This window comes from Variovorax sp. GW821-FHT09B01, assembly GCF_059418345.1.
Genome location: NZ_JBWKPQ010000002.1, coordinates 900,374 through 920,690, shown reverse-complemented (window position 1 = coordinate 920,690; position 20,317 = coordinate 900,374). Strand labels below are relative to the sequence as shown.

Sequence of the window (20,317 nt, the reverse complement as noted above, 5' to 3'; positions counted from 1 at the left end):
GGGTCGCCTTTCTTTGCTTACTTTCTTTGGCGAGACAAAGAAAGTAAGTCGCCCGCCGGGGCGAGACCCGGCCTACGGCCTAGGCAGAGAAAAGAAAGCTCAGATCTCACCGCAACATCGAAGACATCGCAGAGCAGCAGTTCAACATCCGAACCGCACTCTCGACATCTGCAGCCACAAACCGAAGAGTCACCCCATCGACCCGCTCAAACGCCGGCCACTGGCAAAACAGATCCGCCAGCGCCGCAGTCTGCGCCCTCAAAGTCACAGTCTGCGGCCCTTCGAACACCAGCGGAAGAACCTTGACCCGTGAAGACAGCGCGACTTGAACCCCAGCCCGAATCGCTTCACGAGCCCTCTCGGGCGACAAAGAAACCCCACTGGTATTCCCCGTAGCCTTCTTCGTCTCCACGAACACAGCCTGAGGAAACAAGCCACGGTTCTCGGCAATGAACACATCGTCCCCACTGCCCATCACCACCGGCACCCCATATTCCCCCGCCAACGCCCCATAAAGCCCAGCCTCACCCAGCTCCTGCCCACCGAGCGATACACCCGCAAAAGCAAAGCTGTTGATCGTGTGCGCCAGAATCCCGCGCCCTTGCGCCCGCGAGTGGTAGCCGATCATGCAGACCGCTTCGACCCCATCTTCCTCCACCCCCGCCACCATGCTCAGATAGCGCGGCTTCCCTTGCACCACGCGAGCCCGAGGATCGAGCACATCGGGCGGCATGTTGCGAAACCCCCCGTGCGAGTCGTTCACCAGCACCTCGTCCGCCCCCGCATCGAAGGCCCCCGCGATCGCCGCATTGGCTTCCTGCGCCATCAGCAGCCGGGCACGTTCGTATTCGGGATTGCCTTGCCGCGTCTGCTCGGGGTGATAGACCCCCGCAACGCCTTCGATATCGGTGGAGATCAGCACTTTCATGAGGGCACCCGGCAAAAGAGAAAAATCAAAGAAAGAGAGAAGGGGACAGCAACTCGCCCAACGCGGCACGGTGATTGCCGTCGCGCCCGGTCACCGACTCGGCCCGCCACAGCGCATGCAGGATCGCCTGCTCGGTCCCGTCGGCCGCCGCCTGGAACAGCCCGTCGAGCTGCGTCTCGTGCAGCATCGCCACCGCCGGCATCGCGCGTTCGGCCCGGTCGGGCACGGTGTAGGCGGTCGAGAAGGCCAGCACGATGTCGCCGCTGCCATGCCCGAAGACCGAGCCGGTACGCGCCAGCCCGGCCCCCGCGCGCAGCGCGAGCCGGCGCAGCTGGCGCGCATCGAGCGGCGCGTCGGTCGCGACCACGACGATGATCGAGCCCTTCTCGGGCTCCTGCGCCACGGCCCGTTCGGCCACGAGCGCGGCAAGGCGGGCGCCCACCGCATGCCCCGCCAGCCGCAGCTCGGGCTGCCGCCCATAGTTCGCGAGCACCAGCGTGCCCACCGTGTGCGAAGCAGCGCCCACCGGAACGAGGCGCGAAGTACTGCCGATGCCGCCCTTGAGCTGAAAGCTCGACATGCCGCGTCCCGCGCCCACCGAACCCTGCGCGAAATCCGCGCCGGCATCGGCCAGCGCGCGCTGGTAGTCGGCCTCGCCCACGGCCAGCCGCTGGATGTCGTTGAGAAAACCGTCGTTGCACTCGAACACCAGCGGGTTCACGGTCGGCAGCGAGCGCCCGGTCTCGGGGTTGTGCGCGATGCAGTCGCGGATCTGCGCGCCGGCCACGGTGCCGACCGAGAAGGTGTTGGTCAGCGCGATGGGCGTCTCGAGCACGCCGAGTTCCTCGAGCTGCACGAGCCCGATGCTCTTGCCGAAGCCGTTGAGCACCACGGCGGCCGCCGGCACCTTGTCGCGGAACGGGTCGCCGGCATGCGGGCGGATCACGGTCACGCCGGTCTGCACCGGGCCGTCGGCGAGCGTACGGTGGCCCACGGTCACGCCCGCGACGTCGCTGATCGCGTCGCGCGGGCCGGGGCGCAGGCCGCCGATGCGGGGCAGGGCGTTCGCGTTCATTGCCGGTCGATCTTCGGATCGAGCGCGTCGCGCAGGGCGTCGCCCAGCAGGTTGAAGGCCAGCACGGTGAAGAAGATCGCGAGGCTGGGGAACAGCGCCACGTGCGGCGAGGTCACCATGTCGGCGCGCGCCTCGCTGAGCATCGCGCCCCATTCGGGCGTGGGCGGCTGCGCGCCCATGCCGAGGAAGGACAGGCTGGCCGCGGTGATGATCGAGGTGCCCACGCGCATGGAGAAATACACCACGATCGAGGAGATCGTGCCCGGCAGGATGTGGCGCACGACGATGGTCCAGTCCGAGGCACCGATGCTGCGCTCGGCCTCGATGTAGGTCTGCTGCTTGAGCACCAGCGTGTTGCCGCGCACCAGTCGCGCGAAGGCCGGCACGCTGAACACCGACACCGCCACCACCACGTTGGTCATGCTGCTGCCGAGGATCGCGACCACGCCCAGCGCCAGCAGGATGCCGGGGAAGGCGAACAGCACGTCCGAGATGCGCATCACGATGCGGTCCCACCAGCCCTCGTAGTAGCCCGCGAGCAGGCCGAAGGCGGTGCCGACGAAGCCGCCGACCAGCACCGACAGGAAGCCCGCCATCAGCGAGATGCGCGCGCCCGCGAGGATGCGGCTGAAGATGTCGCGGCCCAGCGGGTCGACGCCGAACCAGTGCGTGGCCGAGGGCCCGCTGTTGAGCATGTCGTAGTCGAAGTAGTTCTCGGGATCGAAGGGCACGATCCACGGCGCGAACACGGCGACGAACACCAGCAGCAGCACGAACAGGGCGGCGACGATGCCGACGGGCTGCTTCTTGAAGCGGCGCCAGCATTCGCCCCAGGGGGTGCGGACCTTGCCCGCGGTCTGGACCGCGGTCACTGGTGTGGCAGCGGGCATGGCGGCGGGAAGGGTGGATTCGGCAGGCACGCCGGTGGCTTGTGTCATGGCGGCGGCCTCACTTGTAGCGGATGGTCGGGTTGATGAAGCCGTACAGCACATCGACCACGAGATTGATCAGGATGAACTCGAGCGAGAACAGCAGCACCAGCGTCTGGATCACCGGGTAGTCGCGCATCTGCACCGCGTCGACCAGCAGGCGGCCGAGGCCGGGCCAGTTGAACACCGCCTCGACCAGGATCGAGCCGCCGAGCAGGAAACCGAACTGCAGGCCCATCATCGTGACCACCGGGATCAGCGCATTGCGCAGGCAGTGCTTGATGATCACGCTGCGCTCGCGCACGCCCTTGGCGCGCGCGGTGCGCACGAAGTCCTCTTGGATCACCTCGACGAACGAGGCGCGCGTGAAGCGCGCCATCACGGCCGCCACGGCCGCGCCCAGCGTGATCGAGGGCAGGATGTAGTGCTTCCAGGTGGCCGCGCCCACGGTGGGCAACCAGCCGAGCTGCACCGAGAAGATCTGCATCAGCAGCATGCCCAATGCAAATGCGGGAAAGGAGATGCCCGACACCGCCAGCGTCATGCCGATGCGGTCGGGCCACTGGTTGCGGTACACGGCCGACACGATGCCGATGCCCATGCCGAAGATCACGGCCCACACCATGCTGGTGACGGTCAGCATCACCGTCGGGAAGAAGCGCTCGGCGATCTCGGTCGACACCGGCCGCCGCGTGCGGATCGAGGTGCCGAAGTCGCCCTGCAGCATGTGGGTGAAGAAGTTCGCGAACTGCTGCGGCAGCGGCTTGTCGAGTCCGAGCTCCGCGCGGACCATGGCCACGGTTTGCTCGTCGGCCTCCTGGCCGGCGGCAAGGCGCGCCGGGTCGCCGGGCAGCATGTGGACGAACAGGAACACCAGCACCGCGACGATGAGCAGCGTGGGGATCAGGCCCAACAGTCGTTTGAGGAAGTAGTTCAGCATGGGGAGCAGGGGCCGCGAACGGCCGGCGGCGGAGTGCCGCAGGCCATCGCACGGTCAGTCAGGAAACGGAGAGACCCGCGATCAGTTCGCCACCGACATCGCGTCGATGTTGATGTTGGCGTCGGGCATCACGAACACGCCCGTCAGCCGCTTCGAGTGCGCCGACAGGTTCTGCTCCGTCACCAGCGGCAGACGCGGCAGGTCCTTGCGGATCTGTTCCTGCGCGGTCTTGTAGAGCGCGGCCTTCTCGGTTTCGTCGACCGACACCAGCGCCTTGGCCAGCGCGTTGTCGACCACCTCGCTCTTGTAGAACGACATGTTGTTGAGCTTCGGCGCCCACGACTCGGAGGCGAACAGCGGGCGCAGGCCCCAGTCGGCCTCGCCGGTCGACGAGGACCAGCCGGTGTAGTACAGGCGAACCTTGGCGGTCTTGGGATCGGGCCAGGCATCGACCTGCTCGGTGCGCTGGCCCACTTCGAGCGCCTGCACCTGCAGCTTGATGCCGACCTGCGCGAGCTGCTGCTGCACGAACTGGATGGTCTTCTGGCTGGTCGTGTTGTTGTAGGCGCTCCACAGCACCGACTCGAAGCCGTTCGGGTAGCCGGCCTCGGCCAGCAGTTCCTTGGCCTTCTTCACGTCGTAGGGCACGGGCGCCATCTTCTCGGCGTACTTCACGCCCTGGGGCATCACGCCCTGCGCGGGAATCGCATAGCCGCCGAAGGCCACCTTGGCCAGCGCTTCCTTGTTGATGGCGTAGCCGATGGCCTCGCGCACCTTCTGGTTGTCGTAGGGCTTCTGCAGCATGTTGAAGGCCAGGAAGCGCGTGATGATCGAGGGCGAGGCCACGACCTCGAGCTTGTCGCTCTTCTTCAGCAGCTCGGCCTGCTCGTAGGGGATCGGGAACGCGAAGTCGGCCTCGCCGGTCTGCATCATCGCGGCGCGCGTGTTGTTCTCGAGCACCGGCTTCCATTGCACGGTGTCGACCTTCGGGAAGCCCTTCTTCCAGTAGCCGTCGAATTTCTTGGCCTTGACCGCCTCGGTCTGCTTCCATTCGACGAACTCGAAGGGGCCGGTGCCCACGGGGTGGAAGGCGATGTCCTTGTTGCCCCACTTCTTGAGCGCGGTCGGCGAGATCATCGCGGCCGAGGCATGGGCCAGCGAGTTGATGAAGGGGCCGAAGGGCTCCTTCAGCGTGATGCGCACGGTGGTCGGGTTCAGCGCCTCGACCTTGCCCACGCGGTTGAACTGGTTGTAGCGCAGCAGCTTGTTGTCCTGGTTCAGCACGCGCTCGAGCGTGAACTTCACGGCCTCGGCGTTGAAGTCGGTGCCGTCGTGGAACTTGACGCCGCTGCGCAGCTTGATGGTGTAGACCAGGCCGTCCTTCGAGACCTCGTAGCCCTCGGCCAGCACGTTCTGCACCTTCAGGTCCTTGTCGAACTGGAACAGGCCTTCATAGAAGGTCTTGGTCACGGCCGTCGTGATGGTGGTGTTGGTGTTGTACGGGTCCAGCGTCTCGGGCTGGTAGCCGATGGCGAGCACCACGTCTTTGGCGGCCAGGGCCGAGCCCGAGGCGGCGAGCGCGGCCAGGCCCAGCAGCGCGGATGCCCATCGCAGGGAGGAAGAGGATGGCTTCATGGGAAGAACTCCAGTCGATTCGTGAGAGAGAGAGAGGAAGGAACAAAAAAGCAGGGGGCCCTGCGACGGAAAAACGAAGGAAAAACTCAAAGGCGTCAGAAAGCGCCGCCGATGGCATGCCGCGCCACGAAATGGCCCGGCGCCACCTGCACCAGCGGCGGCACCTCGGGCTCGTCGCCCACGGCGCGGATCGGGCTCGGGATCTCGCCCTCGAGCAGCGCGCGCTGCTTGTGGCGGCGCGAGGGATCGGCCACCGGCACTGCCGCCATCAGCTTGCGCGTGTAGGCATGCTGCGGCGCTTCGAACACCGCGCGGCGCGGGCCGATCTCCACGATCTGCCCGAGGTACATCACGGCTACGCGGTGGCTGATGCGCTCCACCACCGCCATGTCGTGCGAGATGAAGAGGAAGGCCACGCCGAGCTCGCGCTGCAGGTCGAGCATCAGGTTGACGATCTGGGCCTGGATCGAGACGTCGAGCGCCGACACCGATTCGTCGGCCACCACTACCTTGGGGTTCAGCGCCAGCGCGCGAGCGATCGCGATGCGCTGGCGCTGGCCACCCGAGAACTCGTGCGGATAGCGCTGCGCCGCCTCGGGCGGCAGGCCCACCTTCTGCAGCAGCCAGTCGACGCGCTGCTGCGCCTCGGCGCCCTTGGCGATGCCGTGGATCAGCAGCGGCTCCATGATCGAGAAGCCCACCGTCACGCGCGGATCGAGCGAGGCGAAGGGGTCCTGGAAGATGAACTGGATGTTGCGGCGCAGCGCCTGCAGCTCGCGCGTGGGCAGCTCGCGGATGTTCTGGCCGCCGAACTCGATCGCGCCGCTCTGGCTCTCGACCAGGCGCAGCAGCGAGCGGCCGGTGGTCGACTTGCCGCAGCCCGATTCGCCGACCAGCGCCAGCGTTTCGCCAGGGTAGAGGTCGAAGCTGATCTTCTCGACCGCGTGCACGCGCCGCTTCACGCGGCCGAAGACGCCGCTGCGCACGTCGAAGCGCGTGACCAGCTCGCGCACGCGCAGGATCGGGCCGGCCTCGGCGCGCACCGTGTCGTGCGGTTCGGTGTGGGTGCAGGGCACGGTCTGCGCGCCGGTCTCGGTGCGCAGCAGCTCGAACTTGGCCGGCAGCTCGGTGCCCTGCATGGCGCCGAGCTTGGGCACGGCCGACAGCAGCGCACGGGTGTAGGGGTGTTGCGGCGCACCGAACACGGTGTCCGACGGGCCTGCCTCGACCTTGTCGCCGCGGTACATCACGAGCACGCGATCGGCGATCTCGGCCACCACGCCCATGTCGTGGGTGATGAACAGCACGCCCATGCGCATCTCCTGCTGCAGCTCGCGGATGAGCTGGAGGATCTGGGCCTGGATCGTCACGTCGAGCGCGGTGGTCGGCTCGTCGGCGATCAGCAGCTGCGGCTTGCACGACAGCGCCATCGCGATCATCACGCGCTGGCGCATGCCGCCCGAGAGCTGGTGCGGGAAGCGGCCGAGCACGTTGCGCGCCTCGGGGATGCGCACCAGCTCGAGCATGCGCAGCGCCTCGGCGCGCGCGGCCGCGTTGCTCTTGCCCTGGTGGATGCGGATGGCCTCGGCGATCTGGTCGCCCGCGGTGAACACCGGGTTCAGCGAGGTCATCGGCTCCTGGAAGATCATCGCGATGTCGGCGCCGCGGATGCCGCGCATCGTGTGGTCGCGCGCCTGCGCGAGGTCGAGCACCTCGCCATTGTGGCGGCGAAACGCCATGCGGCCGTCGAGGATTCGGCCGCCGCCGTGTTCCACCAGGCGCATCAGCGCGAGCGAGGTCACGGACTTGCCCGAGCCCGATTCGCCCACCACCGCGAGCGTCTCGCCATGGTCGACGTGAAAGGACAGCTTCTTGACGGCATCGACCGTGCGCTCCGAGGTGGTGAAGCGCACGCTGAGGTCGTCGACCGCGAGCACGCGGCCTTCCGGAAGGTTGGGCAGAGGGGGGAGGGAGGTCGCAGCGGACATGGCGGTCGGGAAGGGAAGCGGTGGCGTCAGGCGAAGATCGCCGTCTTCGGGGTCTCGCGGCCGCGCGCATGGGCGCGGTACATGCCTTCGGTGTTGAAGGGCAGCGCGAGGTTGCCGTGGCGGTCGACGGCGATCAGGCCGCCGGTGCCGCCGATGGCCGAGAGCGACTTCATCACCACCGTGTAGGCGGCGGCTTCGAGCGTGGCGCCGGCGTAGGCCATGCGCGCGCAGAGGTCGTGCGCGGCGGCGATGCGGATGAACATCTCGCCGCTGCCGGTGCACGAGACCGCGGCGGTGGCGTCGTCGGCATAGGTGCCGGCGCCGATCAGCGGCGAATCGCCGACGCGGCCCACGCGCTTGTTGGTCATGCCGCCGGTGGAGGTGGCGGCGGCCAGGTGGCCGTGCATGTCGAGCGCGACCGCGCCGACGGTGCCGAACTTGCGGTCCTCGTCGAGCGGGGCATGCGCGAGCGAAGCCATGGCAGCGCCCTCGTGGTCGACCACCACGCGGCCGGTGTCGCGCACGCGGTGCAGCTGCTGGCGGCGCGCCTCGGTCGAGAAGTACGAGGGCTCGACCATCTCGAGCCCGCGTTCGCGCGCGAAGGCTTCGGCCCCGGCGCCCGCGAGCAGCACGTGCGCGCCGTCCTCGAGCACCGCGCGCGCCAGGCGCACCGGGCGGCGCACATGGCACACGCCCGCGACCGCGCCGGCGGCGAGCGTGGCGCCGTCCATCACGGCGGCATCGAGCTCGTGGGTTTCGTCATGGGTGAAGACCGCGCCGTGGCCGGCGTTGAACAGCGGGCAGTCCTCGAGCAGTTCGACCGCGAGGCAGGTGGCGTCGAGCGCCGAGGCGCCCTGCAGCAGCGCGGCCTGGGCCGTGGCCACGATGTGGCGCAGCGCCTCGTGATAGGCCGCGGCCTGTTCGGGCGTGGTGGTGCCCGCGCTGATGGTGCCGGCGCCGCCATGGATGGCGATCACGGGCACGCGCGGGGTGGAGGCGTTGTCGTTCTGGGTGGGGCTGTTCATCGGGAGGTCTTCTTCTTCGGGGTGCTGTCTGCGGGCGGCGTGGCCTGCGGGTTCGCGCCGTTCGCGCCATTCGTGCGTGGCCCGTTGCCCCCGTGCAGCCACGGCCGCACCGCCTGCAGGATGCGGCCCGCCGACTGCACCGCGCCCGGCGCGCGCAGCGCCACGGCGCTGGTCAGCGCCTCGATCAGCGCGAGCACGCTGGTCTCGCAGTTGGGGCGGTAGCTGGTCTCGGTCTGGCAATAGAGCGCCACGTCGGCCAGCGGCGCCAGCGGCGAGCTCGGCCGGTCGGTCAGCGCGAGCACCGCGCAGCCCTGGCCGCGCGCGATCTGCGCCAGCGCGATGGTGTCGGTGAGATAGCGCGGGAAGGTCACGCCGATGAACACGTCCTGCGGCCCCGCATGCATCAGCGTGCGCGCGGCATGGGTCACGCCGCTCACGCCCGAGAGCAGGCGCACGTCGCTGCAGCTGCTGTCCAGCCCGTGCTGCAGCAGGCCCGCGAGCCAGGCGCTGGCGCCGAAGCCGCCGATGTAGATCGAGCGCGCCTTGCCGATGCGCTCCACGGCGGCCTCGCAGGCCGCGTAGTCGAGCGACTGGCGCGTGGCGTCGATGTTGCGGCGGCTCTCCTCGAGCGCCGCGGCGAACACCTCCGACACCGTGGTCGGCCGCTCGAGGTTGCCGCGCAGCCGCTCGACCGGCGCCACCAGCGGCTCGAAGCCGCGCACCAGCTCGGCCCGGAAGGCCGGGTAGCCATCGAAGTCGAGCGCGCGCGCGAAGCGGTTGGCCGTGGCCACCGACACGCCGGCCGCCGTGGCCAGCTCGTCGATCGGCAGCGTGGCCACCTGCAGCGGATGCTCGAGCACGTAGTCGGCCACCTGCCGGTGCGAGCGGGACAGCCGCGGCAGGGCCTGCGCGATGCGCTGGGCCACGGTGGTGCCTGGAGGGTCGACGTTGGTGCTCATGGGGTTCGGAAAGGGCGCCGGAACGGTGCAAATTTGAAAACTGATTTACAAATATAAGTCAGTTAAGAAAATTTTCTGTCATTTTTGGCCGAGTTTGCAAGTTGCGGGCCAGTGCCGTGGGGAGATCGGGGCGGGTGAGGGAGGGCGCCGCGCGGGTGCTTTTCCCTCTGGGCGAGGGCGCGCGCGGGCACGGCCGCGAGCGCGGCCTCGGGGATTTCCCTAGGGTCGCGTCAGAACGCGGTCTTCGAGGCCGCGGAGGCCGCCGAGGCCTGTTGCTCGAGCGATTGCGCGAGGAAGTCGACGAAGGCCCGCACGCGTGCCGCGAGCTGATGGCGCTGCGGGTACACCGCGTAGATGTCGGCATCGGGCGTGTGGAACGGGCGCAGCACCTGCACCAGCCGCCCGCTGCGCAGGTAGCGCGCGATGTCCCATTCGGCGCGCATCAGGATGCCGTGGCCCTCGAGCGCCCAGTTGACCGCGATCTCGCCGTCGTTGGTGGTCAGCGTGCCGCGCGTCTTCACGGCCTGCGTGCTTGCGCTCGCGCCGCGCCCGCTCGACAGCCGCCACAGGCCGTAGGCCTCCTCGCCCTGGCGGATGCCGATGCAGTTGTGGCGCGTGAGGTCGTTCGGCACCTTGGGCGTGCCGTGCTTCGCGAGGTAGGCCGGCGCCGCGCACAGCAGCCGCCGGTTGGCCGCGATGCGCCGCGCGATCACGCGCGCCTCGGGCGGCGCGCCGAAGCGCACGCAGACGTCGAACGAATCCTCGGTCAGCGGCGGCGGGTTCACCGACAGCTGCAGCTGCACCTCGACCTCGGGATGCCGGCGCACGAACTTCGAGATCAGCGGCGCCACGTGGCTGCGCCCGAAGCCCAGCGTGGCGTTGACGCGCAAGAGGCCCTGCGGCACCGCCTTCGACACCCCGAGCTGCTCGCCCAGGCTTTCGATGTCGGCCAGGATGCGCCGCGCCTGCGCGAGGTAGAGCTCGCCCTCGGGCGTGAGGCCCATGCGGCGCGTGGTGCGGTTGACCAGGCTCACGCCGAGCCGCGCCTCCATCTGCGCGAGGTGCTTGCTCACCGCGGCCGTCGTGATGCCGAGTTCGCGCGCCGCCGCGCTGAGGCTGCCGGCGCGCGCGAGCGCCGAGAAGAAGCCGAGGTCGGCCGGTTGGATCTCGTGGGCCATCGCGGTTTTCGCTGTTGACTTGAAGTTAACGATGGATTGACTTTAGGGGCGATCCGATCGCACGTCGAGTTCCTACAGTCGAAGCCGTTCCAACACTCCAGCGACGCAGCTACACCATGAAGACCTACAGGATCGCAACCATTCCCGGCGACGGCATCGGCAAGGAGGTGGTGCCGGCCGGGCGCGAGGTGCTCGAGGCACTGGCCGCCGGCGGCGAGCGCTTCGGCTTCGAGTTCGAGGACTTCGGCTGGGGCGGCGACTACTTCCGCGCCCACGGCGAGATGATGCCGGCCGACGGCCTCGACGCGCTGCGCGGCAAGGACGCGATCCTGTTCGGCTCGGCCGGCGATCCGCACATTCCCGATCACGTCACCCTGTGGGGCCTGCGCCTGAAGATCTGCCAGGGCTTCGACCAGTACGCCAACGTGCGGCCCACGCGCATCCTGCCCGGCATCGACGGCCCGCTCAAGCGCTGCGGCCCCGGCGACCTCGACTGGGTCATCGTGCGCGAGAACTCCGAGGGCGAGTACGCCGGTGTCGGCGGCCGCGTGCACCAGGGCCATGCGATCGAGGCCGCCACCGACGTCTCGATGATGACCCGCGCCGGCGTCGAGCGCATCATGCGCTTCGCCTTCTCGCTGGCCCGCTCGCGGCCGCGCCGCCAGCTCACCGTGATCACCAAGAGCAATGCCCAGCGCCATGCGATGGTGATGTGGGACGAGATCGCCGTGCAGGTGGCCCGGGAGTTCCCCGACGTGCGCTGGGACAAGGAACTGGTCGACGCCGCCACCGCGCGCATGGTCAACCGGCCGGCCTCGCTCGACACCATCGTCGCCACCAACCTGCATGCCGACATCCTCAGCGACCTGGCCGCCGCGCTCGCGGGCAGCCTGGGCATCGCACCCACCGGCAACATCGATCCCCAGCGCCGCTTCCCCTCGATGTTCGAGCCCATCCACGGCTCGGCCTTCGACATCATGGGCCAGGGCCTGGCCAACCCCGTCGGCACTTTCTGGTCTGTCGTGATGATGCTCGAGCACCTCGGCGAGCCCGAGGCTGCAGCGCGCCTGATGCGCGCCATCGAACAGGTCACGGCCGACGCCTCGCTGCACACGCGCGACCTCGGCGGCAGTGCCACCACCGCCGACGTGACCCGCGCCGTCTGCGCGCTGCTGGCCCCGCTGCCCGAGCGCCAGGCCGCCTGAGTTTTCCGCCCCCGGGGCCGGAGAGGGCGTGCGCGCACGGCCGGCCATTGCCACGACAACAAAGGAGACAACCCGTGACCCAGCCCATCGTCCGCCGCCGCGCGGCGCTGACCGCGCTCGCCGCCGCCTTCACCCTCGGCCTGGCCGCCTCGACCGCGGCCGCGCAGGCCTGGCCGGCCAAGCCCATCAACCTCGTCGTTCCCTTTCCGCCCGGCGGCAGCTCCGATGTGCTGGCGCGTTCATTGAGCGACAAGCTCTCGCAGAGCCTGGGCCAGCCCGTGGTGGTCGAGAGCCGTCCCGGCGCCGGCGCCACGCTCGGCGCCGACTACGTGGCCAAGGCGCGGCCCGACGGCTACACCCTGCTGATGGGCGCGGTGCACCACACCATCGCCACCAGCGTCTATCGCAAGCTGCCCTACGACTTCGAGAAGAGCTTCGCGCCGATCACCACCGTCGCGCTGGTGCCCAACGTGATGGTGGTCAACGCCAAGTCGCCCGCGCGCAATGCGCAGGCACTGATCGCCCAGGCCAAGGCCGCGCCGGCCAAGCTTTCGTATGGGTCGAACGGCAACGGCACCGTGCAGCACCTGATCGGCACCCAGCTCTCGGCCCTGTCGGGCATCGAGCTGCTGCACGTGCCCTACAAGGGCAGCGCGCCGCTCACCACCGACCTGCTCGGCGGCCAGGTCGACATGTCCTTCGACACCCTGACCCCCGTGCTGCAGCACATCCGCGCCGGCAAACTGCGCGCGCTCGCCGTGACCACCGCCAAACGCTCGAGCAGCCTGCCCGACGTGCCGACCCTGGCCGAGTCGGGGCTGAAGGATTTCGACCAGGGCACCTGGTTCGGCATCCTCGCGCCGGCGGGCACGCCGAAGGAGATCGTGGAGCGGCTCAACGTCGAGATGGTGAAGATCATCCAGTCGCCGGAGTTCAGGAAGCGCATGGAGGAGATCGGGGCGGAGCCGGTGGGGGATACGCCGGCGCAGATGGCGGCGCAGATTCGCGGTGACACCGCGAAATATGCGAGGTTGGTGAAGGAGGCGAGGGTGGCGATCGACTGACGAGGTTGCGCGGGCGTTGTCGCATGGAAAGCCTGCGATTGCCGCGACCTTGTGGCGCGCTACAGCTCACAGCCCGAAGCTACCCATTCGTGAAGGGCCTCGGCCACCGCGACGAAGTCGGCGCGCGACATGCTGCCGTGACCCACCAGGTACACCGCGGTCGGCCACTGGTCCGGTGCCACGACGATCGCGCTGCCTCCACCGTCATCGCCGATCGTCAGCCAGCCGGGGCAGTACGTCCTGGTCTCGTAGGTCTCGTTGCGTTCGAGCAGGTCGGCGGGGGCGTAGAAGTGGGCGAGGTCGCCGACGGTGGCGCCGTTCAGGCTGGAGAGCAATGCGCGCAAGGGTGATGAGATGGCGCATCCGCTCCATTCTTCGACTGCGCGAAATGGGTCCTCGTGATTCATTGGCTGTGTGCTTGTTGGATGGGGCTGATTGTGGCAACAGCAGTCGCATGGCTTGCTACAGCGAGCGGTCCGAATCGTCTTGATCGTGCGCATGCTTGCGCGAGACCGTCCTTCTTCGATTCAGGACAACGAGCTTGCATCCACCGCCACAGACCTTCTTCATAGGCCAAACGGCCGTGCAGCCAAATCATCGGAACTCCTGACAATGGCGCCGTCCATTTCCGGAGTCATCGATGCGTCCGCGTTCTGTCCTTGCCTTCCTTCGGCTGTTGGCCGCGCCGGCATCCGCCGGGCTGTTGTTTATCTCGACCATCGCGTCCGCACAGGACCTGCCCGGCGCCAAGGACAACCCGCTGCTCAAACGCTTCGCGGGCTCGACCATCGTCGGCTACGACTTCAAGCGCTTCGACGAATACCTGGTGCCGACGGGGACCTACAAGGGCTACGACACCACCTCGAGGAAGCGCAGCTGGACCGGCTCCGAGCCGGTCGAGGGCGCGTTGACCCGCCTCTGGTACGAGTCGGCGGGCGACACGTCCACGGCGGAGCTGATCCGCAACTACCAGAGCGAGGTGCAGGCGGCCGGTGGCGTCACGCTCTACGACTCGGGGCGTGACGAGAACTTCAAGAGCCGCTCCTGCTTCCTCTGCCCGTACAGCTGGAACGAGATCAAGACGAGCCGCAGCACCTACACCTTCTCGGCCGCCGAGGTCGCGACGGCGCGCCTGGCGAGCTTCAGGATTCCGCGGCCGCAAGGCGATCTCTACGTGGTCGTCGAGGCCGTGCAATGGGCCAAGGACAGCAAGGACTACAAGGCGGTCAAGGGCGCGTACGCGGCGGTCGACATCATCGAGGTCGGGGCGATGAAGCAGAACATGGTGACGGTGAGCGCGGGCGACATGTCGAAGGCCATTGCCGCCACCGGGCGCGTGGCGCTCTACGGCATCCTGTTCGACACCGCCAAGGCCGACATCAAGCCCGATTCCAAGCCCGCGCTGGACGAGATCGCCAAGCTGCTCAAGGCCGAGCCTGCACTCAAGCTGCGCGTGGTCGGCCACACGGACAACCAGGGCACGCTGGACAGCAACATCGCGCTGTCGAAGCGACGCGCGGAGGCGGTCAACGCGGCCCTGGCCAGCCAGTATGCGATCGCGGCCAACCGGCTCGCCGCGTATGGCGTGGCCGATCTGGCGCCGGTCGCCAGCAACGCGGCCGAGGACGGCCGCGCGAAGAACCGGCGCGTGGAACTGGTGCCGCAATAGGCACGGCGCCGGCGGCAAGGTCGGCTAACCGGGGTCCTTGCGATCGAACGCCAGCGACAGCGCGATTCCCAGCGCGAGACCGATGCCGATCCCCAGGCCGATCTCGTCGAGCAAGGCACCGATGCCCACGCCGGCCGCGAGCCCGGCGCCCACGCCAAGTCCTTGATTGGTTTTCATCGGCCCAGTCTAGGGTCGGGTGCGGCGCAGAGGTTCTACAGCGTGTAAGAACTGTACGCAGGCCCGGCGCTATCGCGCCAGTATCCAGCCCGCGATCCGCGGTACGACCTCGCCGTCGAGCCCGTTGAACCCGTGGTAGGCCATCGCGTCGCAGGGATCGCCGCGGTTCTCGCCGCCCTGGAAGCTCAGCACTTCCTTGCGCGGCGCGTTCTCGAGCTTCGCCATCAGCGCGGGCACGCCGGCGAAGGCACAGTGCCTGCAGCCGTCCTGTTCGTGATGCACCACGAGCACGGGCACGCGGATCTTTGCCAGTGGCATGGCGGGAACGGGGCGGCCGCCGTCGTCGGTGAGGATGGTGGAGCTCAGCACCACGCCATCCGGGCCATCGGTGCCCGAGAGCTCGGTCACAACATAGGCCGCCGATTGCGTGCCGCGGCTGGTGCCCACGAGCCATACCGGCACCTTCGACTGCGCGCGCATCCAGGCGATGACGGCCTGGAGATCGGCCGCATGCTCGGGCTTCTGGCGAAAGCCGGCGAGGTAGGGCGGGCTCTGCCGGTCGGACGGTGCGTCGATGACGGCCACCAGCAGTCCCTGGTCGGCGAACAGCTGCCGCGTGCGGACGAGGAAGTTGCCGGCACCCCATTGGAGCGATCCGTTGGCAAAGATCCGAAGCCCGCCATGTCCGCCCGCGATCAGGATCACGGCCGCCTTCGGCGTGGGCGGCGTCAGCACGAGCATGCGCTGCGTCACGCCGGGGCGGGTGGGGATGTCCACCACCTGCTGCGTGACCTGGGCCTGCACGGGTGAGAAGCACGCGATCCACAGGGCCGCGATCCAAAGTCCCGCAAGCTGGCGCATCGACGATCTCCTGGAGGAAGGGCGGTCGATGCTACCGCCGAGTCGCCAGGCCCAGCCATTCGCGTTGCGCTGCCAGCACTTCATCCGCCGTACGGCCCATCAGTTCCGCATAGACCGAAGGCGCGGTCGCCCCCTCGGTGCTGATCAAGAGCACCGTCGACGAAGCATCGAGCCCGGCCTGCGCCTTCGCCGTCCCGGACCGCGCGAGCTGCAGCAACGCGGCCGCGCCCGCGGCGCCCGATTCCCCGCTCACCACCGGCACGTCGCGCGCCGAGCCCTCGGCCAGCCGTCGCATCGCATCCACCGCCTCTTCATCCTCCAGCGTGAGGAAGACATCGACCGAGGGCTCGAGAAAGCGCCAGGCCAGGGTCGAGGTCTCGCCGCAGGCGAGGCCGGCCATCACCGAGTCGACGCTGCCGGTGGCCACTGCCGGCCGGCCTTCGATGGCGCTGCGCGTGAGGCAGTCGGCCTGGCGCGGTTCGGCGACGATGAGCACGGGGCGGCGCTCGCCGAAGCGTTCCCAGAGGTAGCTCGCCACGCCGGCCGCGAGGCCGCCGACGCCGCCTTGCAGGATCACGTGGGTGAAGGGACAGGCACCGTTGGACTCGGTGGCGAGCTGCTCGAGCGCCTCGTCGACCATCGTGCCGTAGCCCTGCATCACGTCGCGCGGCACGTCCTCGTAGCCCGGGTAGGCGGTATCGGACACGACCTGCCAGCCATGCCGCTCGGCGAGCTGCGCGGCATGCGCGACCGAGGCGTCGTAGTTGCCCTCGATGCGCACGATCTCGGCGCCGAAGTCGGCAATGGCGCGTTCGCGCTCGGCACTCACGTGCCGGTGCAGCACGATCACGCAGCGCACGCCCACGCTGCGCGCCGCGGCGGCGAGTGCGCGGCCGTGGTTGCCGTCGGTGGCGCTGATGACGACGAGGCCCTTCAAGGCATTCGCGTGTTCGCCGCGCAGCACCGCGTCGGCGTTCCAGTCCGGATGGCGCCGCAGCACCAGCCGCACCAGCGCGGCCGGCGCGCCGAGCGCCTTGAAGCTGCCGAGCGGCGAGCGCAGCGACTCGTCCTTGAGGAACACTTCGGCGATGCCGCAGGCCTGCGCCAGGTCGCTCAGGCGGCGCAGCGGCGTGGGCTCGGGCGCGAGCAGCGACCAGCGCGAGAGCCACGCGCGCGTGGCGCGTGCTTCGTCGATGTTGAGGATGCGGTGCAGCGCCTCGGGGTAGGGCGCGCGCACGGCGCGGGCATTGCGGACCAGCATGTCTGGTGTCTTTCAGAAGAAGAGAAGGGATTCAGCGCGGCAGCCGCAGCCGCACCAGTTCCGCGAAGTAGCGCGCGCCGATCTCGAGCACCGCGTCGTTGAAGTCGTAGCCCGCGTTGTGCAGCGGCGTGCCGCCGGGCTGGCCGTCGGCACCGTTGCCGAGGAACACGAAGGCGCCCGGCACCACGCGCAGGAAGGCGCCGAAGTCCTCCGAGGCCATCATCGGCACGGTGTTGGCGTCCACGCGCCCGGCGCCGAGCACCGCGGTTGCGGCGGCCACGGCGTACGGCACGCATTCGGGCCAGTTCACCGTGGGCTCGAACTCGTGCGTGTACGAGAACGCGCATTCGGCGCCGTGCAGCCGGCAGATGCCCTCGCTGATCTCGCGCATGCGCCGCTCCAGCGTGGCCTGCACGGCGGGGTCGTAGCTGCGGGTGTCGCCCTTGATGACGACGTTCGAGGGGATCGCGTTGCGGATGCCGTCGGTGATGAACTCGGTGCACGAGACCACGGCCTGCGCGCCCGGGTCGAGGCTGCGCGAGACGATGGTCTGCAGCGCGAGCACGATCTCGGCGCCGATCACGATCGGGTCGATGCCCATGTGCGGCCGCGCCGCATGGGTGCCGCGGCCGCGCACGTGGATCGTGAAGTTGTCTTCGCTGGCCATGATGCCGCCCGCGCAGGTGGCGATGGTGCCGGCCGCGAGGCCCGGCATGTTGTGCAGGCCGTAGATCTCGTCGACCGGGAAGCGCTCGAACAGGCCGTCGGCCATCATCGCCTTGGCGCCGCGGCCGTGTTCCTCGGCGGGCTGGAAGATGAAGCGCACGGTGCCGTCGAAGTCCTTGCGCTCGCGCAGCAGCCGCGCCGCGCCGAGCACGATCGACATGTGGCCGTCGTGGCCGCAGGCGTGCATCTTGCCGGGCGTGGCCGAGGCATGGGCACGGCCCGGCGCCGATTCGGCGATGTCGAGCGCATCCATCTCGGCGCGGATGCCGATCGCGCCGCGGCCTTCGCCCACGCGCAGGTTCGCCACCAGCCCGGTGCCGCCGATGCCCTCGTGCACCTCGAGGCCCAGCGCGCGCAGCGTGCGCGCGACGAAGGCCGAGGTGCGGTGCTCGGCGAAGCCGGTCTCGGGAATGGTGTGCAGGTAGCGGCGCCAGCCCGAGAGTTCGGCATCGAGCGGCGCGTCGGAGGCGAGGGTGGCGGTGGTCATGGGCAACAATGCTATGTCGCCGACCCATGAATTTGCGCGCATTGAAGGGGCTGTCGGCGCAATTTCATTCCACCCGCCACGCCTGCCGGTCCCGCCCATGCCCACGCCCCTCGATGCCTACGACCTCAAGCTGCTGGCGCTGGTGCAGCAGGACGCGCGCCTGCCGCAGGGCGAGCTGGGCCAGCAGGTGCATCTCTCGGCCGCGGCGGTCAACCGGCGCCTGAAGCGCATGGCCGACGAGGGCGTGATCGAGCGCCATGCGGCGATCGTCAATCCCGACGCGGTGGGCTGCGAGCTCACGGTGATCGTCGAGGTCGAGGTGGAGAGCGAGCGCGTCGACCTGCTCGATGCGATGAAGCGCAGCTTCCAGGCCTGCCCGCAGGTGCAGCAGTGCTACTACGTGGCGGGCGAGTGCGACTTCGTGCTGATCTTCGCGGTGCGCAGCATGGCCGACTACACGCGGCTCACGCGCGAACTGTTCTTCGAGAACAACAACGTGAAGCGCTTCAAGACGCTGGTGGCCATGAGCCGGGTGAAGGTGGGACTGACGGTGCCGGTGGACGAGGCGCTGAAGGAGATCGCCCCTTGAGCTCGCGCGACACCGCGCTCGGCGGCCGCATCCTCAAGGTCGACCATGCGGGCGAGCAGGGCGCGGTGAACATCTACCGCGCGCAGATCCTGGCCGCGCGCATCACCGCGCCGGCGCTGATGCCGCAGTTGCGCGAATTCAAGTCGCACGAGGAACGGCACCGCGCCGTGTTCGCCACCGAGTTGCAACGGCGCGGCGTGCGCCGCTGCCGCAGCTACTGGCTGTGCGGCATCGGCGGCTGGGTGCTGGGCCTGGTCACCGGGCTGCTCGGCCGCCATGCGATCGCTGCCACCACCGTGGCGGTGGAGCGCGTGGTGCTGCGCCATCTCGAGGCGCAACTGCGCGAGCTGGCGGGCCAGGACGAGGCGGCGGTGGCGGCCATCGCGCAGATCGTCGACGAGGAGCGGCAGCACCACGACCAGTCGGCCTCGCACCTCGAGCCCGGCCGCTTCTGGTCGCGGCTGCTGAGCCCGGTCGTCGCGGCCTCGACCGAATCGGTGATCTGGCTCGGCATGCGGCTGTAGACGCCATCGTGCCGTCGCGAGGCGTGTGGACATGGCGCCACAGCCTGGCCGATCCGACCGGCGAGGTTGACGCTGCCCGGCCCCCGGCGCAGCATCCCGCCCGGCACGACGTGTGCCGGGGTAGAAGAAGAGGAACCACATGAGACAAGAAAAATGGCGCCGCGCACTCGCGGCCGTGTGCGGTTGCGTGCTCGTCGCGGCGATGGCGGCCTGCGGTGGGGGCGGCGGTGGCGGTGGAGGCGGCGGCCTCCCGATCCTGCCTCCGGCTCCGGCACCCGAGCAGCCCGCGCCGCCGCCGCCATCCTCCACCGGCCGCGTGGTCAGCGAGACCGTCAGCGCCAAGGCCTATGGCGTGGACTACCGCATCGACATCTACATCCCGGCCGGCTACGACGCCGGCACCGATGCCTACGCCACCATCTATGCGCTCGACGGCGATGCCACCAACGGCCTGCCCGACACGCGCTTCACGAACCTCAAGAACATCCTGCAACGGCGTGGCACCAAGGCCATCCTGGTGGGCATCGGCGGCAGCGCGCGGCGGCAGGAGGACTACAACTTTCCCGGCGCCACCGGCTACCACGGCTTCCTCGTGAAGGAGCTGGTTCCCTACCTCGAATCGAAGTACCGCATGGACCCGAAGCGCCGCATGCTCTCGGGCTTGTCGACCAGCGGCAACCTGGCCGCGACCGCGATGTTCCTCGAGGCGCCCGACCAACTGGTGTTCTCATACTTCCTGTCCACCGAGGCCGCCTTCTGGCAGCAGAAGGACCTCAACTACGACCTCGAGCAGAAGATGTTCACCGCGCTGGCCGGCAAGTCGCTGCCCGCGACCATGGTGCTGGCGCGCTGCGACGCCAACTGCAACGGGCCGCTGGTGAAGGAGATGTACGACCGGCTCGCGGCCCGCAACTACAAGGACTTCAAGCTGACGCAGACGGTGTTCAACTCCACCCACGTCGGTTCGGACGTGCTGGCCTTCGAGGACGCGATCTCGAAGCTGCTGCCCTAGAAGCCCGACTGCCGGCCGGGGTTCAGTCCCGCGGCCAACAATGGCGGCCATCCGCGGGCCGCCGGCCCGCACCACCTGGCCCGCG

20 protein-coding genes are annotated in these 20,317 nt (G+C 69.0%); 6 read left to right on the top strand and 14 right to left on the bottom strand.

Features of this window, described 5'->3' with window-relative positions:
* Positions 1 to 106: 106 nt before the first annotated feature.
* The 9 genes from AC07RV_RS11400 to AC07RV_RS11360 form a co-directional block, all read right to left on the bottom strand.
* Positions 107 to 928, bottom strand: coding sequence for a M55 family metallopeptidase (locus AC07RV_RS11400; RefSeq protein WP_296787578.1), 822 nt, complete (start codon positions 926 to 928; stop codon positions 107 to 109).
* 25 nt (positions 929 to 953) lie between these two features.
* Complete coding sequence (locus AC07RV_RS11395) at positions 954 to 2,003, bottom strand: DmpA family aminopeptidase (protein ID WP_296787580.1); 1,050 nt, start codon at positions 2,001 to 2,003, stop codon at positions 954 to 956.
* Complete coding sequence (gene gsiD, locus AC07RV_RS11390) at positions 2,000 to 2,941, bottom strand: glutathione ABC transporter permease GsiD (protein ID WP_296787582.1); 942 nt, start codon at positions 2,939 to 2,941, stop codon at positions 2,000 to 2,002. Before gsiD ends, AC07RV_RS11395 begins: the two co-directional genes overlap by 4 nt.
* Before the next feature lie 10 nt (positions 2,942 to 2,951).
* Positions 2,952 to 3,872: a glutathione ABC transporter permease GsiC gene (gene gsiC / locus AC07RV_RS11385; RefSeq protein WP_261205959.1), complete on the bottom strand. Its 921-nt coding sequence runs from the start codon at positions 3,870 to 3,872 to the stop codon at positions 2,952 to 2,954.
* An 81-nt stretch (positions 3,873 to 3,953) separates the two neighbouring features.
* Positions 3,954 to 5,507 (bottom strand): glutathione ABC transporter substrate-binding protein GsiB, encoded by a 1,554-nt coding sequence (gene gsiB, locus AC07RV_RS11380; protein WP_093341462.1) that lies wholly within the window; start codon positions 5,505 to 5,507, stop codon positions 3,954 to 3,956.
* Positions 5,508 to 5,602: 95 nt separating this feature from the next.
* Complete coding sequence (locus tag AC07RV_RS11375) at positions 5,603 to 7,495, bottom strand: dipeptide ABC transporter ATP-binding protein (RefSeq protein ID WP_296787585.1); 1,893 nt, start codon at positions 7,493 to 7,495, stop codon at positions 5,603 to 5,605.
* A 26-nt stretch (positions 7,496 to 7,521) separates the two neighbouring features.
* Positions 7,522 to 8,520 carry an isoaspartyl peptidase/L-asparaginase family protein gene (locus AC07RV_RS11370; RefSeq protein ID WP_296787587.1) on the bottom strand — a complete coding sequence of 333 codons (999 nt, stop codon included), beginning with the start codon at positions 8,518 to 8,520 and terminating at the stop codon, positions 7,522 to 7,524.
* On the bottom strand, positions 8,517 to 9,479 hold the full coding sequence (locus tag AC07RV_RS11365; RefSeq protein WP_057591098.1) for a MurR/RpiR family transcriptional regulator: 963 nt from the start codon (positions 9,477 to 9,479) through the stop codon (positions 8,517 to 8,519). Before AC07RV_RS11365 ends, AC07RV_RS11370 begins: the two co-directional genes overlap by 4 nt.
* A 230-nt stretch (positions 9,480 to 9,709) precedes the next feature.
* On the bottom strand, positions 9,710 to 10,657 hold the full coding sequence (locus tag AC07RV_RS11360) for a LysR family transcriptional regulator (RefSeq protein WP_209544815.1): 948 nt from the start codon (positions 10,655 to 10,657) through the stop codon (positions 9,710 to 9,712).
* A 116-nt stretch (positions 10,658 to 10,773) separates the two neighbouring features.
* Here AC07RV_RS11360 and AC07RV_RS11355 point away from each other — a divergent pair, with 116 nt between their 5' ends.
* Both AC07RV_RS11355 and AC07RV_RS11350 read left to right on the top strand, forming a co-directional pair.
* Positions 10,774 to 11,862, top strand: a complete 1,089-nt coding sequence (locus AC07RV_RS11355) for a tartrate dehydrogenase (RefSeq protein ID WP_296787590.1) — start codon at positions 10,774 to 10,776, stop codon at positions 11,860 to 11,862.
* A 74-nt stretch (positions 11,863 to 11,936) separates the two neighbouring features.
* Positions 11,937 to 12,926 (top strand): tripartite tricarboxylate transporter substrate binding protein, encoded by a 990-nt coding sequence (locus AC07RV_RS11350; RefSeq protein ID WP_296787592.1) that lies wholly within the window; start codon positions 11,937 to 11,939, stop codon positions 12,924 to 12,926.
* A 59-nt stretch (positions 12,927 to 12,985) separates the two neighbouring features.
* On the opposite strand, the gene AC07RV_RS11345 is transcribed toward AC07RV_RS11350, so the two are convergent.
* Complete coding sequence (locus AC07RV_RS11345; RefSeq protein WP_296787594.1) at positions 12,986 to 13,333, bottom strand: SMI1/KNR4 family protein; 348 nt, start codon at positions 13,331 to 13,333, stop codon at positions 12,986 to 12,988.
* Between the two features lie 233 nt (positions 13,334 to 13,566).
* Here AC07RV_RS11345 and AC07RV_RS11340 point away from each other — a divergent pair, with 233 nt between their 5' ends.
* On the top strand, positions 13,567 to 14,595 hold the full coding sequence (locus AC07RV_RS11340; protein WP_444689667.1) for an OmpA family protein: 1,029 nt from the start codon (positions 13,567 to 13,569) through the stop codon (positions 14,593 to 14,595).
* Positions 14,596 to 14,619: 24 nt separating this feature from the next.
* Here AC07RV_RS11340 and AC07RV_RS11335 read toward each other — a convergent pair whose 3' ends face one another.
* From AC07RV_RS11335 to AC07RV_RS11320, 4 genes are all read right to left on the bottom strand, one after another.
* The gene (locus AC07RV_RS11335; RefSeq protein WP_296787598.1) at positions 14,620 to 14,772 is read right to left on the bottom strand and encodes a glycine zipper domain-containing protein; all 153 of its coding nucleotides are present in this window, start codon (positions 14,770 to 14,772) and stop codon (positions 14,620 to 14,622) included.
* A 69-nt stretch (positions 14,773 to 14,841) separates the two neighbouring features.
* Positions 14,842 to 15,633 carry an alpha/beta hydrolase gene (locus AC07RV_RS11330; RefSeq protein WP_296787600.1) on the bottom strand — a complete coding sequence of 264 codons (792 nt, stop codon included), beginning with the start codon at positions 15,631 to 15,633 and terminating at the stop codon, positions 14,842 to 14,844.
* A 31-nt stretch (positions 15,634 to 15,664) separates the two neighbouring features.
* Positions 15,665 to 16,894 (bottom strand): diaminopropionate ammonia-lyase, encoded by a 1,230-nt coding sequence (locus AC07RV_RS11325; RefSeq protein WP_296787602.1) that lies wholly within the window; start codon positions 16,892 to 16,894, stop codon positions 15,665 to 15,667.
* A gap of 31 nt (positions 16,895 to 16,925) precedes the next feature.
* The gene (locus tag AC07RV_RS11320) at positions 16,926 to 18,107 is read right to left on the bottom strand and encodes a M20 aminoacylase family protein (protein WP_296787604.1); all 1,182 of its coding nucleotides are present in this window, start codon (positions 18,105 to 18,107) and stop codon (positions 16,926 to 16,928) included.
* A 97-nt stretch (positions 18,108 to 18,204) separates the two neighbouring features.
* Here AC07RV_RS11320 and AC07RV_RS11315 point away from each other — a divergent pair, with 97 nt between their 5' ends.
* The 3 genes from AC07RV_RS11315 (at position 18,205) to AC07RV_RS11305 (ending at position 20,232) form a co-directional block, all read left to right on the top strand.
* Complete coding sequence (locus tag AC07RV_RS11315; protein WP_093341484.1) at positions 18,205 to 18,696, top strand: Lrp/AsnC family transcriptional regulator; 492 nt, start codon at positions 18,205 to 18,207, stop codon at positions 18,694 to 18,696.
* Positions 18,693 to 19,220 (top strand): demethoxyubiquinone hydroxylase family protein, encoded by a 528-nt coding sequence (locus tag AC07RV_RS11310; RefSeq protein WP_296787606.1) that lies wholly within the window; start codon positions 18,693 to 18,695, stop codon positions 19,218 to 19,220. The genes AC07RV_RS11315 and AC07RV_RS11310 overlap by 4 nt, the downstream gene beginning before the upstream one ends.
* A gap of 139 nt (positions 19,221 to 19,359) precedes the next feature.
* Positions 19,360 to 20,232 (top strand): alpha/beta hydrolase, encoded by an 873-nt coding sequence (locus AC07RV_RS11305; RefSeq protein WP_296787608.1) that lies wholly within the window; start codon positions 19,360 to 19,362, stop codon positions 20,230 to 20,232.
* Positions 20,233 to 20,317: the final 85 nt, after the last annotated feature.

What these genes read in the sequence shown, in the direction of transcription:
- AC07RV_RS11315 (WP_093341484.1), top strand. Translation starts at nt 18,205, where the DNA reads ATGCCCACGCCCCTCGATGCCTACGACCTCAAGCTGCTGGCGCTGGTG.
- AC07RV_RS11375 (WP_296787585.1), bottom strand. Translation starts at nt 7,495, where the DNA reads ATGTCCGCTGCGACCTCCCTCCCCCCTCTGCCCAACCTTCCGGAAGGC.
- AC07RV_RS11320 (WP_296787604.1), bottom strand. Translation starts at nt 18,107, where the DNA reads ATGACCACCGCCACCCTCGCCTCCGACGCGCCGCTCGATGCCGAACTC.
- AC07RV_RS11325 (WP_296787602.1), bottom strand. Translation starts at nt 16,894, where the DNA reads ATGCTGGTCCGCAATGCCCGCGCCGTGCGCGCGCCCTACCCCGAGGCG.
- gsiD (WP_296787582.1), bottom strand. Translation starts at nt 2,941, where the DNA reads ATGACACAAGCCACCGGCGTGCCTGCCGAATCCACCCTTCCCGCCGCC.
- AC07RV_RS11400 (WP_296787578.1), bottom strand. Translation starts at nt 928, where the DNA reads ATGAAAGTGCTGATCTCCACCGATATCGAAGGCGTTGCGGGGGTCTAT.
- AC07RV_RS11335 (WP_296787598.1), bottom strand. Translation starts at nt 14,772, where the DNA reads ATGAAAACCAATCAAGGACTTGGCGTGGGCGCCGGGCTCGCGGCCGGC.
- AC07RV_RS11360 (WP_209544815.1), bottom strand. Translation starts at nt 10,657, where the DNA reads ATGGCCCACGAGATCCAACCGGCCGACCTCGGCTTCTTCTCGGCGCTC.
- gsiC (WP_261205959.1), bottom strand. Translation starts at nt 3,872, where the DNA reads ATGCTGAACTACTTCCTCAAACGACTGTTGGGCCTGATCCCCACGCTG.
- AC07RV_RS11340 (WP_444689667.1), top strand. Translation starts at nt 13,567, where the DNA reads ATGCGTCCGCGTTCTGTCCTTGCCTTCCTTCGGCTGTTGGCCGCGCCG.
- AC07RV_RS11355 (WP_296787590.1), top strand. Translation starts at nt 10,774, where the DNA reads ATGAAGACCTACAGGATCGCAACCATTCCCGGCGACGGCATCGGCAAG.
- AC07RV_RS11365 (WP_057591098.1), bottom strand. Translation starts at nt 9,479, where the DNA reads ATGAGCACCAACGTCGACCCTCCAGGCACCACCGTGGCCCAGCGCATC.
- AC07RV_RS11345 (WP_296787594.1), bottom strand. Translation starts at nt 13,333, where the DNA reads ATGAATCACGAGGACCCATTTCGCGCAGTCGAAGAATGGAGCGGATGC.
- gsiB (WP_093341462.1), bottom strand. Translation starts at nt 5,507, where the DNA reads ATGAAGCCATCCTCTTCCTCCCTGCGATGGGCATCCGCGCTGCTGGGC.
- AC07RV_RS11330 (WP_296787600.1), bottom strand. Translation starts at nt 15,633, where the DNA reads ATGCGCCAGCTTGCGGGACTTTGGATCGCGGCCCTGTGGATCGCGTGC.
- AC07RV_RS11305 (WP_296787608.1), top strand. Translation starts at nt 19,360, where the DNA reads ATGAGACAAGAAAAATGGCGCCGCGCACTCGCGGCCGTGTGCGGTTGC.
- AC07RV_RS11370 (WP_296787587.1), bottom strand. Translation starts at nt 8,520, where the DNA reads ATGAACAGCCCCACCCAGAACGACAACGCCTCCACCCCGCGCGTGCCC.
- AC07RV_RS11395 (WP_296787580.1), bottom strand. Translation starts at nt 2,003, where the DNA reads ATGAACGCGAACGCCCTGCCCCGCATCGGCGGCCTGCGCCCCGGCCCG.